We start from the raw sequence: 13,442 nt of genomic DNA on the forward strand, positions 1-13,442 counted from the left end.
TTCATCCTTTCCTGGCTTTCGCCACACCCAGTAGTATTACTGCCCCTACCCTGAGGCAGTTGGCCGCAAGAGAAGCCCAGGCAAACCCAAGAATACCAAATGCCTTCGTCCCTGCAGCTGCCAGTACCAGCAGAAGTACAAAATGTGCTGCCTGCAGCCACAGCTGCCATCTCTCATCTGTAAAGGTCAGCACAAGTATAAATAAAAATGCCGAGAGCAGTCCCAAAATCTGCGTCAGATTGGTAACCATAATCAGTCCTTTTACGGATTCATACAGATTCCCGTAGAACAGCCGGATAAAAATGGGTGTGGCAATCTCGCAGAACAGAAAAAACAGAGCACTGACTCCCAGTCCGGCGGCCACCCCTTTTAAGAACTGTTTCTTGGTGAGGGTCTCTCTGCGCTTTGTCAGATAGGATATCACAATAGTATTCACCGGCGCAATTAACAGCACCATGGTTTTTCCGATTAAAGAAACTACGTAATATTCCGTAACCGCCACATTTCCCATCAGCCGGTTCAGCACCAGGCGATCCATATTCAGGGTAGTATTGGTGATAAGATAAGATAGCGTAAGGAACAGTCCCCGGTGTATCACCACGGAAAAGCTGGCGCTTCTGGAAAAAAATCCTCTGAAAACGGTACCTGAGATCCCCACATACAAAAGGGCCAGAGATTCCCCCACAAGGAAAATCAAAAACCAGCTTCCGCTTGCGCGGTAAAGAAAAAAACCTCCCAGATACCCCAGAGAAATCATCAGATAGTAGATAAAGTACCTCTTGTAGTTCAGGTTCAAGCGGTATTCCACATCCCCGTAGTACCGAAAAATTGTAATCATTAACAATAGAAATGTGGCTAGATAGGCAGAAGGAGTGTGCAGTTCCTTCCCTGAGCAGCCCAGCGCCGCCGCACTTCCCACCACACCGAAGATCAGGATTGTCCAGTCATAATCTCCGTTCGTTACCGGATAATCCCTTCTCACCACCAGACGGCTGGTATTCAGTGACTGGCCTACAGAAGGGCAGAGTATGCTGACAAGCCCCATAATATACAGGAGATTTCCCAGCTGCTCTGCCCCCATCTGACGGTTCAGCAACGGATAGATCACAAGCTGCAGAACGCCGTTCATCAACAGCATTCCGCCCATGGTATACATGGTATTGGTTATAATTGTTTTGTTCTGTCTCCCCACTTTCACTTGTGATTTACCTGCTTTCTGTACTTCATTGCCGCCGGTACTTTTCACAGCGGTTTTCGATATATTTTCTCTTGCCGGACTGAAGCACCGGAATCTCATCCACATATTCTATAGTGATTCTGGCTCTCTCCCCCAGATGGGGCTGGATTCTCCCCAGTATCAGGGGCTCGTCAATCTCGTCCTTATTCCCGTTCAGCCACAGAGTGTATTCGGTCTCTTCCATCTGTATAAAGCGGAATTGACGGACCCCACGGACGTCCCACATATTATTGGTAATAATATAAGGCGTCACCGGCCTGCCCTCACAATCATAGATGAGGTCGCTTCTTCTGCCGTAAAGCTCCGTAAGAAATAGTTGATATCTTCCGTCCTTCACCCGTTTCCTTGCAATGGCAGTATCCCCATTGTCATACCGTATGATGGGAAATGCATAATTATACAAATCCGTTATTACAATACGCCCCAACTCCCCGGGCTCTGCGGGCTCGTCCGAATCCATTTTCAGGATTTCATAATAATAGCTTTCCGTGTCGATGTGGTATCCCTCATCCTTTTTATTCTGTATCCCCATAATTCCATTTTCTTCATTGGAGTACCAGGCCCGCACCGGGCAGGAAAACTGCCTTTGCAAAGCCTCCCGGTCTGCTTTGGGCAGGGCCTCGGAGATGGGGATCACAGCCTTTACCTGAAAGTTCTCTGTGGGGATCTGATGCCCATCGATATAGCGGCTCAGCTCACCCAGCGCGGAGGAATAGCCCACCAGACACTTTACCTTCTTTTTCCGGATGATATCTGTCATCTCTGAAAGGGCGGTATCGTCCAGATTAGAGCTGTCCATCATAATAAGGTTTTCCTGAAGCAGGCGAAGCCTGCTCTTTTTCACATTATTCACCCAGACCCTAAGGAAAGCCTCTTTCATTCCTATATAATAGCCTCCCACTGCGCCGAGGAAAATTCCCCCCGCTGTGTTATGGTCAATCTTGTCCTTATTCTGTATCATCCGAAGAGGCGTCCCTGTGGAACCACTGGTACACATTATCCGGTTATCGGAAGCCTCTCTAAACACAGAGGACTGAAATTTTTCATATTGTTCCCGGAAGGTATCCTTGTTAACCACAGGAAGCTGCTCCAGAGGAGTATCTTCCGGGTACTCTTTATAATACCCGGTAGTTCTTACCGCGTGGGCAATCAGCTTCTGAAGCTTTTCCCGAGTCTCCTCCAGCGAAGTACCGTCACGGAACCCCCTGTGAATCTGATTATAGTATTTCCTGACCTTGCCGCCCTTTACGGCATCCAGCAGCCAGAAGCCATACCATCTCAGCTTTTCATCAATGAGCATTGGATATCCCCTCCTGGTTCACTGCCTCTTTTACTGTCTGTATCATATAATCCAGCATTTCATCTGTCATTCCGGGATACACGCCGATCCAGAAGGAATCCCGCATAATCCGGTCTGTATTCTCAAGGCTTCCCCGAATCCGGTACCCGGCACCTGCGCCCCTCATATGATCAAAGCAGGGATGCTTCACAAGATTGCCCGCAAAAAGCATTCTGGTCTGCACGCCCTTTTTCTCTATGAATGGTACTACCCGATTTCTGTCCACCCCTTCCCTGCAGGTCATGAGGAACCCAAACCAGCTGGGTTCGGAACCCTCACAGGCTCTGGGCAGAATCAGCTTATCCTCCGCATCTGCCAGCCCCGCTCTCAGATATTCAAAGTTGCGGATTCTTTTTTTCACAAAACCCGGGAATTTTTTCAGCTGGGCACAGCCGATGGCTGCCTGCATGTCCGTAGCTTTCAGATTATATCCAAAGTGAGAATACACATATTTGTGATCGTATCCCAGAGGCAGCTCCCCGTACTGACGGTCAAACCGGTGTCCGCAGAGATTGTCCTTTCCGGAGGGACAGCTGCAGTCTCTGCCCCAGTCCCTGAGAGAACGGATTATTTTATGGAGCAGGGGATTGTCCGTATAGACCGCCCCGCCCTCTCCCATAGTCATATGGTGAGGCGGATAGAAGCTGGAAGTACCGATATCTCCTATGGTTCCCGTGAATCTCTTCCCGCCGTTCCACGTATATACCGAACCAAGGGCATCGCAGTTGTCCTCGATAAGCCACAGGTTATGTGTTTCACAGAATGCCTTCACAGCCTTCAGGTCAAAGGGATTCCCAAGGGTATGGGCCAGCATCACTGCCTTTGTCCTGCTGGAGAGAGCTTCCTCAAGCCCGGTCACGTCTATGTTGTACTGGGGAATGGTGACATCCACAAAAACCGGTACTGCCCCGTACTGTACCACAGGGGCCACTGTTGTGGGGAATCCTGCGGCCACTGTGATTACCTCATCCTCCGGCCGAATCTGACGTTCTCCCAAAAGAGGGGATGTCAGGGCCATAAAGGCCAGCAGATTAGCGGAAGATCCTGAATTCACCAGAGAACAGAAGCGCAGTCCCAGATAGCCGGCAAATTCCTTCTCAAACTGTTCTGTGTATCTTCCGGAGGTAAGCCAAAATTCCAGAGCGCTGTCCACCAGATTCACCATTTCTTCATGGTCGTAAACTCTGGCGGCATAGGAAATCCTGTCTCCGGGGACATAGTCCTTCTTTTTATTATGGTACGTATCACAGTAGGCACTGACCATCTCCAGGATCTGGTCCCTGGCCTGCTGCTCTGTCATCTGTTCAAACATGATTCTTTCACCTGCTTTTTCCAATATTCTTTTATCTGCTGTTCCATCACTGCAGCAGCATCCTCTCCCGCCAGGTATGCCTTGGCCCACGCCACGGTTTTTTCAACGGCCTCCTGCACATGCCATACCGGTTTCCATCCCAGTTCCCTCTTGATTCTGGAGCAGTCCAGCTTCAAAAAGTTCGCCTCATGGGGGCCATCCTGAGACTGGTTTATCCAAGTCTGCCCTTCTCCCCAGGACCGGCAGAAAATATCGGCCAGCTGCCCTGTGGTAATGCAGTCTCCCTCCTCCGGCCCTACGTTATAGCACCCTGCAAGACCGGGATCCCCGTATTGCCTCTGTGCAATCAAAAGATAAGCAGACAAAGGCTCCAGCACATGCTGATACGGCCTGGTGGAGCGGGGATTTCGAACCAGTATAGGTTCTTTCTCTTTGGCTGCCCGGATACAGTCAGGAAGGATGCGGTCCGGCGCAAAATCCCCTCCTCCTATAACATTGCCTGCCCGGGCTGTAGATACGGGAATCCCGGCTTCCTCAAGGAAGGACTGCCGGTAGCTGTGGGTTACCAGTTCTGAGCAGGATTTGCTGTTGGAATAGGGATCGTAGCCGTCCAGCTCATCTGTCTCCCGATATCCCCACTCCCACTCCCGGTTGCGGTATACCTTATCGGTGGTTATATTCAAAAATGATTTTACACACCCTGTCTTCCTTACGCACTCCAGAATGTGGACAGTTCCCATTACATTTGTCCCGTATGTGGATACGGGATTCACATAGGATTCCCTCACAATAGGCTGTGCGGCCAGATGGAAGACAATCTCCGGGCGTGCCTCCTCCACGGTTTTCATGAGAAGGGGAAGATCCCTGATATCTCCGGTAACTGACTGCATTTGTCTGCCGATCTTGCTGACAGCAAACAGGCTGGGGTCTGTAGGGGGATCCAGCGCATATCCGGTGACAATGGCCCCTGCATCAAGCAGTATCTTACTAAGCCAGGTTCCCTTAAACCCTGTATGTCCGGTCACGAACACTCTTTTTCCCCGATAAAATTCTATATCTGCCATTAGTTCCACACCTTCCAGGGAGCTCTGCCTGACTGCCACATCTGCTCCAGCTTTTCCTTTTCACTCAAAGTGTCCATACACTGCCAGAAACCGGTATGCTTATAGGCATTCAGCTGGCCTCTTCTGGCTGCCTCCTCCAGGGGATATCTCTCAAAGATGGTGTCGTCATCCTGAATTAAATTGAGAATCTCCGGTTCCAGCACCATAAAGCCGGCATTGATCCAGCCCTCATCCTCTTTTTTCTTTTCTTTAAAATTGGAGATACTTCCGTCGTCCTGGATGTCCAGCACACCGAAACGTCCGCTGGGCTGGGCAGACGTTATAGTCGCCATCTTCCCGTGGGACTGGTGATATGCGAGAAGCTTCCTGATATCCACATCGGCAACTCCGTCCCCGTAGGTGAGCATAAAGGTCTCCTCATTCAGATACTCGCGGATCCGTTTGATACGTCCGCCGGTCATAGTCCGCAGTCCGGTATCAACTACCGTCACTTTCCACGGTTCAGAAATGTTATTATGTATGATTCTTCTGTTTCCCTGTGTCAAGTCAAAGGTCACGTCACTGTTGTACAGGAAATAGTGTGCAAACCACTCTTTTATCATGTGCTGCTTATAGCCGCAGCAGATCACAAATTCGTCAAATCCATAATGGGAATATAATTTCATAATATGCCACAGGATGGGCTTTTCCCCGATCTCCACCATGGGCTTTGGTTTTAGATGGCTTTCTTCGCTGATTCTCGTACCGAACCCGCCAGCCAGTATAACAACCTTCATAGGATACCTCTGTCTTATACTTTTTCTTTTGTTATATTCACTTCTGCATTCCTGCAGTCCTTTTTAGCCTTTGAGGAATAAACAACTAATAGTATAATATAATACTTTCTGTAGAAAAAGGAAGAGGTTTTTTGCATTTTATACATTTTAATCTCTTTTTTCGTCTGGATTAGCAGGGTGTTGCTGTAAAATGCCTAATTATAGTTTTGCATATTATGAAGCTCAAGGTTATATAGTCGGCGAAATGAGCATGGGCAGAGCATGCACATAATGCATTCTCTGCCCACTCCATACCTTCCGGCTGAGGACTCTATACAGGTTTTCCTGCATAACCTTCTCCTATCGGTTGCACTCTTTTAACCCATATGCTTCTATCTTCTTAAGAACGGTCTTTCCTCCGCAGCTGCACAGATATGTCTCATTTTGAGTGCTGCCCGCATAAATATTTAAAGAATGATTATTCCGATACTGATTGGCAAAAACTTCAACAGAGCTCTGGTCTGATAAGATATGAATATCTAATTCTTTTTTATCCTGGAGATATAATGTGCTCTCAGACACTCCCTTGCTCCAGCCATCTGAGTTATTTCTGTCCACGGACATTTTACTTTTTATAAAATCAAAGGTACATACTGTCTGCTTTCCCTCTCCGCTGCGCAGCACAATCTCCAACTGTTCCGCATCTGTCTGTTCAAGATCAACCTTAAGCTTACACTCAAAGGATACGCCGTCTCCGGCTTTTACTATAGTTTTTTCTTGCTTTATTACTATATCTTCCTGCTGCCATGCATCTGTGCGTATTGTTTCAATTTCCCTGATCGGCACAAACTGTAACGTATGATCTTCCAGAAGACGTACCTCTCTTGGAATATTATAAGAGCCGCACCATCCCTCCCGGTAGGTCGGTCCCCAATCCTTCCAAAATGGCATCCAATCCCACGCATTTGCCCAGCCGACGATGATTCTGCGTCCGTCCGGGGCCTCAAATGACTGCGGTGCATAGTAATCAAACCCCCAGTCAATTTCTCCATTCACATGATAATCGAATTTACCGGTCTCATAGTCAAAATCGCCCACCAAATATACAACGGTACGCTCTCCTGCTCCCATTGGTGAGAACATAAGTACATATTTGTCACCAATAGGATAAAAATCCGGACACTCCCACATATAGCCCCATTCGCCCCGGCTTTCAGCCAGAACATTAAAGAACTCCCAATGCAGCATATCCTTTGAGCGGTACAAAAGCGCCTGTGCTCTATTGCTGCGGCTTGCTCCGCATACCATATAATACGTATCCCCATGTTTCCAGACCTTGGGATCCCTGAAAAAGTCGGTAGGTACTCCCTCTGGTGCAGTCAGTACCGGATTCCCTTCATACTTTTCAAAATGAATGCCATCCCCGCTATAGGCAATACACTGTGTCTGTTCAAATCCATTTCCATTATTAGCCGTGCCAGTAAACATCAGAAATAATTTCCCGTCATGCTCGATCGCGCTTCCCGAAAAGCAGCCTCCCCGCAGATGATTGTCATAAGCCTCAGAGGGTGCCAATGCCAGCGGCAGATACTCCCAATGCAGCATATCATCGCTTACGGCATGCCCCCAGTGCATACAATCCCAGAATCCGTAATAGGGATTATACTGAAAGAAAAAATGATATTTTCCTTTATAATAGATCAGTCCATTGGGATCATTCATCCAACCCGTCTGGGGCATAAAATGATAATGCTGACGCATCTCACCATTTTTAACTATCTCCTTTTTTGCATCAATCTCCTGCTGGGCCTTCTCAATATTCTGTTGCATCAGTTCTCTAGACATAAGACTCCTCCACGTTATCTATATTCATCACGAAGTTTTTTGGCAAATTCTGTATTAAGCTTAGACTCACGACGTGCTTTTTCTTCTTTTATTCTGAATTGTTTCTGTCTTGCGGGACTGTATTCTTCCCAACGATTTGCCCATGACTCTCTTGCGGCCTTCATCTCATCTGTCATCTCCGGCAGATTAAGTTCTCTTGAAGGCAGAGTCGGAACATTCGGAAGTCTTTCTTCCACGGGAAGAATCGTAATTTCCTTACTTGTGGGCAGGGTCTGATACCAATAAGCGGTAGAACTCCAATCGTCGGATAAATGATTTGCATGTCCATGCTCAATTGTTACCCTTAAACTCTTTTCAAAGCGAACGGGATCCGTAATATGAAATCTGTATGATACCTGGAACCCATCGGTATCGCCCTCATGGACAATTGTTCCAAAGAATGGATATGCATTTCTTTGCATTCCCCAGGCATGATTAAAATAGTCCTCTGTTCCCGTGCCGTTAAGGCTTGGATATTCTTCTCCGTCAATAAAGAACATATCGTTGCCCTCGCCCCACCAGCTTCCCTGGTAATGCTTCACTGTCAGATTACATCCCACATAATGGCCCGTCCCCTCTACATCCAGAACCGTATAATTCCCTTCGCCTTTCAAGTTTGTTACATTATTTACTTCGGGCGAATTGGTCTGCACATCCGGACCCCATCCGTCACAGGGATTTTCACGTCTCCAGCAGGCATGAAAATATGCCGTCTCTTCGTCCAAAGGCTCTCTATACATCTCATAATCAATATTGAAATATAAGATGAATGGCAAATCATTTTCATTCACGATTTCAATCTTTGCTTTTTTATTAAATGGCATGGGGAAATAACATGATACAGAGCAGGGTGCCCCATAACGTCCGGCTTCTTCTGGTTTTAGAGATACGTTAAACGGAAGAGAGCTAAAGTTTCCCGGATAGCAGTTACCTATACAGAAGAAATCTCCCAAAGGCGCAAGGACACTTGGAGTATCCTGATCATCCCATGTTATTTTAATCAGTGCCTTTCTATAATAAAAGGGATCATAATCATCCCAGATAACACCAAGCGCCGGGTGAATCTCCATAACCGGAGCCGCAGATGCATTCAGGACCGGATCCAGAATACTTGGCGCCTTTACTTTTCGGCAGGATGAAGTCATCCATATATGTGTGATGCACCCAGGCCCTTCTACTTCACCCAGTACAATGCTTTCTTTCGCCGGTATCTCCCAGTAATCCTGATTTTTCCCTCTCTGATCCCAACTTGCAAGTCTTCCGTTTCTGGCTTTCTTAATTGTTGTTAAATCCTGAAATAATCCTGATACTTTACTCATAGTTTATTCTCTCCTTTTCGTTTTAGCCTTTTACTGCGCCGGCAGTCATACCCTCTACAATATTTTTCTGGAAAAGTCCATAGAATATTAATTCCGGAATAATGATCATAACGCTTGACGCCACAATTCCACCGTAGTCTACGGTATACGTTCCCTTAAAGAAGGATGCACCCATGGACAATGTATAATCCGAAGCATCCCTTAACATAACAGATGCAAACGGGAATTCATTCCATATATAAAGGACATTAAATATTACAATCGTAGCAATTACCGGTTTTGTCATGGGCAGAATCACCCTCATCATCAGATCCCATATAGAACAGCCATCTATGACAGCCGCCTCATCTATCTCCGCAGGCAATGCCTTCAAATATCCCACCAACAATAATGTATTAAACGAAATAGATGTTGCAACATAAGGGAAAATTAACGCCATCTTTCCTCTTAATCCCAAAAACACATTAATCTTATATACAGGAAACAAGAGAATAAATGGAGATATGGACAATCCCATGATTAAAAACCCATATAATAATTTCCTTGTTTTTGCACTTTTAAATTCCATTCTTGCTAATACAAACGAGCTTAAAAACGTAATAATCAGCTCTGTAACCAGGGAAACAGCACATACAAATATGGTATTTCCATACAATTTAGGAAAATTCAATACCTCCAGTGCATGCTTATAATTGTCAAAATTCAGTGTCTTTGGCAGGGACAATGGCGAAGATAATATCTCTGAATTTGTCTTAAAAGAGAGAATCAGCATCCATATAAAAGGAAATACAACCAGTACTGTACTCAATGCCATTAAAACATACATACCTGTCCTTTTTCTTTTATTGATCATATCCTATCCCTCCCTTTCCCTTGTCAGAACCGAATAAACAGCTGTTATCAAAAGAGAAAGTAAAAACGTCACTGTCGCCAGAGACATTCCATATCCATAATCACTGCTGGAAAACGTCTGTGAATAGCTGTATGTTACCAGCGTCTCTGATAAATGATTGGGCCCTCCTCCGGTCGTCTGCTGAACAATTTCAAAGATCTTAAATACTCCTGTGATAATCAATACTGCTACCGTAGAAATCGTTGTCCGCATCATGGGAATAATTACATAGCGTATTTCCTGAAGACCACTTGCCCCGTCAATCTTAACAGCCTCCAATATATCCATGGGAATCATCTTAAGCCCTGCGATAAAGATTGTCACAAGATATCCCAATTGCTGCCAGAAATAAATAATAGCGATACTGTACGGTGATAAAGACTCACCGCCAATCCATTTTTGTTTCAGCGCACCTGCTCCCACTGCGTCCAAAAGGTTATTTAAAATACCGATATTCGGATCCAATATATAAACCCATATGATACCTACAATGATTGGAGCGATAATGGCCGGCGAAAAAATTAATGCTTTTGAAAGGTCAACGGCTTTCAGCTTATGATTCAGCAGCAACGCAATCAAAAAGGACAATGTAAGCAATAACACAAAAGCCAGAATAAACATAACCATCGTGTTCCTGAATGAGATCCAGAACAATTCATCCTGAAACAGCCTTACATAATTTTTTATACCCGTAAATCTTGGTTTTCCGATTCCGGAATACTTTGTAAAACTATAGTAAACAGCAATAGCAATCGGTAATATAATAAAAACGCTGTACACAAGTAATGTGGGAATCATGAGACCAATTTTATATCTTTTCTTACTTAACCAATGCATACGGTTACCCCATTTCTTACAGAAATATCTGCCAGATGCCATTTCATCCTAAGCAGCTGGCAGAATCCTTATATATTACTGACTGTTTGCCAATGCTGTATCCATCTTATCCAGCGCTTCAGCGGGTTCATATGTTCCCTGAAGTACTCCGAAAATCCCATCATACAATGCTTCCTGTACTGCCGAGCGAACGGTAAGGTCCGGCGCTGCTTCCGGACTTTCCCAGCCATCTGCAAGTGCTTCAAGCATTGCGTTCATAGCATACTGTGAATCAGATGCTGCCACACCCTCATAATTGGTTGCCGGGAAAATAGAGCCTTCATAGGATAATTCTGCCGCTTCTTCTCCATAATAGAAGCTGAGGAATTTATAAACACCCTCTTTTAAATTATCGTCATCCGCAACCGCTGCACTGACACCAATAGGTGCAGACGGAACTTTCATCGCAATATTCTGTTCCGCCTGTGTGTCCGTAAACTTTGGTCCCCACCAGAAACCAATTTTATCGCCAATGTTCTCATCAAACTCTGCGCAATCCCACTGGCCGGTCCCGAACATTGCTGCACTTCCCCCGTCGAAAAGCTGTTTAGCATCAAAATATTCAATGGTCGCCATGTTGTCTGGGAAAGCACCTGCGTCTTTCAGGCCCTTTAACTTTTCAAAACAAGCAAGCAGTTCTGCATTATTAAATTTATCTGATCCGGATAGAATATTCTCAATATTATCTTCCCACCCATATCTGGCCAGAAATTCATTAAACTCCCACATGGCAAAACCACTGTTCTTACTTCCAATTGCCAATGGAGTAACTCCACTTGTCTTTAATGCTTTGATCATTTCAACAAACTCATCATAAGTTGTATCATCTGTGGGATAAGAAACTCCTGCCTTATCAAAGAGTTCTTTGTTATAAAATATACCCTGTACGTTACATTGATATGGAAGACCAAATTGTCCGTTATCGTCCTTAAACGCTGCCTCCATTCCCCCCAGAGCCTTCTTAATCTCAGTATTTTCATCTAAAAACTCTGTGAGATCCATCAACACACCTGCTTCACTGTACTCGGAAGCTTCAGATCCCTCAATCCAGAAAATCTGCGGAAGTGTTCCGTCTTCTGCCTTCAGCTTCATATTTTTTGAATGTGTTTCTGTGTCAGCCGCCTCAAATTCTACTTTGTATTTCCCTTCATTTGCTTTATTAAATGCCTGCACAATATTATATGTAACCGGCTCCTGTTCTTCCGGGTTTGCCACATGAATGCCAAATTTAATAACTGTTGCACCGCTTTCATCTGTTTTAGTTTCGTTACTGCTGTCTCCGCAGCCCGCCATAAGGCTCAATGACAATGTACTTACCAACATTGCAGAAAAAATTTTTCTAAGTTTCTTTACTTTCATAATTATCCTCCTTAAAATTAGTGTTGTGGAACCCGTTCCATACCTGATAAAAAAATAAAATATGTCCCGAATCTTTTTGTAAGCGCTGTGGAACGCGTTCCACAACACTTACAACACGAATGTGCACTATTCGATTTCTTTAATCTCATTATATTCTTTCATTCCCCGATGTCAATGTTTTTTTATGTCTTATACAATATTTTGTACATAATTACAAAATTTTCTAATTACTTTTTGTTGCTTTTCTCTTAAACAATTGTTGTTTTTCTCTTCTTTAATTCTACATTCAATATAATATTTTTGTCTTTATAAATTTTGCCATTAATTAATTTACAAATTAAGCGGGCAGATTCTTTTGCCAGCCCTCCTATTGGCTGAACGATTGCTGTTAATTCCGGTTCAACCATTTCTGTAATATATGTTCCATCGTAAGCCACAAATTTTACATCTCTTGGAACCTTTTTATGCCTTCTTATTACTTCATTCATACATTCTATGGCCAGCCTGTCAACCCCAAAAACGCCGTCAAAGTCTATATTTTGGGACATAACATCCTTTACTGCCTCTCTGTAATACTGAGCGTCCAGCCGATTCCATTCCAGTTCATAGCAAATTGTCCGGATATTATTTTCCTTCATAATTCTCTCGAACTCATAATGCCTCTCATGATAGGGAGATTCCACCTTTGTATTGCCAATAAAATGCAAAATCTTTTTACATCCATTCTCAATTAAGGTTTCCGCCGCAAGCCTTCCGCCTTCCTTATGGTTAACCGCTACCACCGGTATCTCTTCTCCAAGGTAACGATCCAAAGCAACAATCGGCTTATGGATTCTCTTGTATTCTTCTACCTTCAAAGAATGGACGCCTGTAATTACCCCGTCAACAATGTGCCGATTCAGCATATCTAAATATTCCAGTTCAGCATTACTTTCTTTTTCTGTATTACACAGCATCATTTTAAATCCGGCATTATACAGCTCTGACTCTACGCAATCCACAAATTCTGCGAAAAAAGGGTTAGAGACATTCGGCACCAGCACTGCAATAATTCCTGTCTTTTTATGATAAAGATTCCTTGCCAGCTCATTCGGTGTATAGTCGAGCTTTTTCATTGCATCTTCAATTTTCGTTCTTGCTTCTTCCGATACATAACCACTGTCATTTAGAAATCTTGATACTGTACCGACCCCTACCCCCGCCTCTTTTGCAACATCTCTGATGCTTGCCATATCTTTTCTCCTTCTTTCTTATCTGCAAATAATCGCTGCTATAACGAAGTATAATTCCCGTGAAATCAAGTTGTCAATATACATTTTCTCTATTTTGTTCTGTAAGATTCACAGCCATCCGGCGAAGGGTGCAATATTCTGCTTTTTGCGCGAATCCCCGTGTATTGCCGGAA

General features: G+C 44.6%; 11 protein-coding genes. All 11 read right to left on the minus strand.

The features are described 5' to 3' along the window. Position 1 precedes the first annotated feature (1 nt). The 11 genes from GKG41_RS02060 to GKG41_RS02110 all read right to left on the minus strand — a co-directional run bounded on the left by GKG41_RS02060 (position 2) and on the right by GKG41_RS02110 (position 13,269). The gene (locus tag GKG41_RS02060; protein WP_154256751.1) at positions 2-1,198 is read right to left on the minus strand and encodes a hypothetical protein; all 1,197 of its coding nucleotides are present in this window, start codon (positions 1,196-1,198) and stop codon (positions 2-4) included. A gap of 25 nt (positions 1,199-1,223) precedes the next feature. Then, positions 1,224-2,537 carry a phenylacetate--CoA ligase family protein gene (locus tag GKG41_RS02065; RefSeq protein WP_154256753.1) on the minus strand — a complete coding sequence of 438 codons (1,314 nt, stop codon included), beginning with the start codon at positions 2,535-2,537 and terminating at the stop codon, positions 1,224-1,226. Beyond that, complete coding sequence (rfbH, locus tag GKG41_RS02070) at positions 2,527-3,888, minus strand: lipopolysaccharide biosynthesis protein RfbH (protein WP_154256755.1); 1,362 nt, start codon at positions 3,886-3,888, stop codon at positions 2,527-2,529. Before rfbH ends, GKG41_RS02065 begins: the two co-directional genes overlap by 11 nt. Next, the gene (gene rfbG / locus GKG41_RS02075; protein WP_154256757.1) at positions 3,873-4,952 is read right to left on the minus strand and encodes a CDP-glucose 4,6-dehydratase; all 1,080 of its coding nucleotides are present in this window, start codon (positions 4,950-4,952) and stop codon (positions 3,873-3,875) included. The genes rfbH and rfbG overlap by 16 nt, the downstream gene beginning before the upstream one ends. Then, positions 4,952-5,728: a glucose-1-phosphate cytidylyltransferase gene (gene rfbF / locus GKG41_RS02080; RefSeq protein WP_154256759.1), complete on the minus strand. Its 777-nt coding sequence runs from the start codon at positions 5,726-5,728 to the stop codon at positions 4,952-4,954. Before rfbF ends, rfbG begins: the two co-directional genes overlap by 1 nt. 339 nt (positions 5,729-6,067) lie before the next feature. Next, entirely contained in the window at positions 6,068-7,552 is a 1,485-nt protein-coding gene (locus GKG41_RS02085; RefSeq protein WP_154256761.1) for a glycoside hydrolase family 32 protein, read from the minus strand. A 14-nt stretch (positions 7,553-7,566) separates the two neighbouring features. Beyond that, positions 7,567-8,910: a glycoside hydrolase family 172 protein gene (locus GKG41_RS02090; protein WP_154256763.1), complete on the minus strand. Its 1,344-nt coding sequence runs from the start codon at positions 8,908-8,910 to the stop codon at positions 7,567-7,569. 22 nt (positions 8,911-8,932) lie between these two features. Beyond that, positions 8,933-9,763 carry a carbohydrate ABC transporter permease gene (locus tag GKG41_RS02095; RefSeq protein WP_154256765.1) on the minus strand — a complete coding sequence of 277 codons (831 nt, stop codon included), beginning with the start codon at positions 9,761-9,763 and terminating at the stop codon, positions 8,933-8,935. A gap of 3 nt (positions 9,764-9,766) precedes the next feature. Then, a complete protein-coding gene (locus GKG41_RS02100) occupies positions 9,767-10,639 on the minus strand; it encodes a sugar ABC transporter permease (RefSeq protein ID WP_154256767.1) in 873 nt (290 codons plus the stop codon). A 75-nt stretch (positions 10,640-10,714) separates the two neighbouring features. Continuing rightward, entirely contained in the window at positions 10,715-12,037 is a 1,323-nt protein-coding gene (locus GKG41_RS02105; RefSeq protein WP_154256769.1) for an extracellular solute-binding protein, read from the minus strand. A 248-nt stretch (positions 12,038-12,285) separates the two neighbouring features. Next, on the minus strand, positions 12,286-13,269 hold the full coding sequence (locus tag GKG41_RS02110) for a LacI family DNA-binding transcriptional regulator (RefSeq protein WP_154256771.1): 984 nt from the start codon (positions 13,267-13,269) through the stop codon (positions 12,286-12,288). Positions 13,270-13,442: the final 173 nt, after the last annotated feature.

It is taken from the genome of Lactonifactor sp. BIOML-A5, from assembly GCF_009677585.1.
GTDB lineage: Bacteria > Bacillota > Clostridia > Lachnospirales > Lachnospiraceae > Lactonifactor.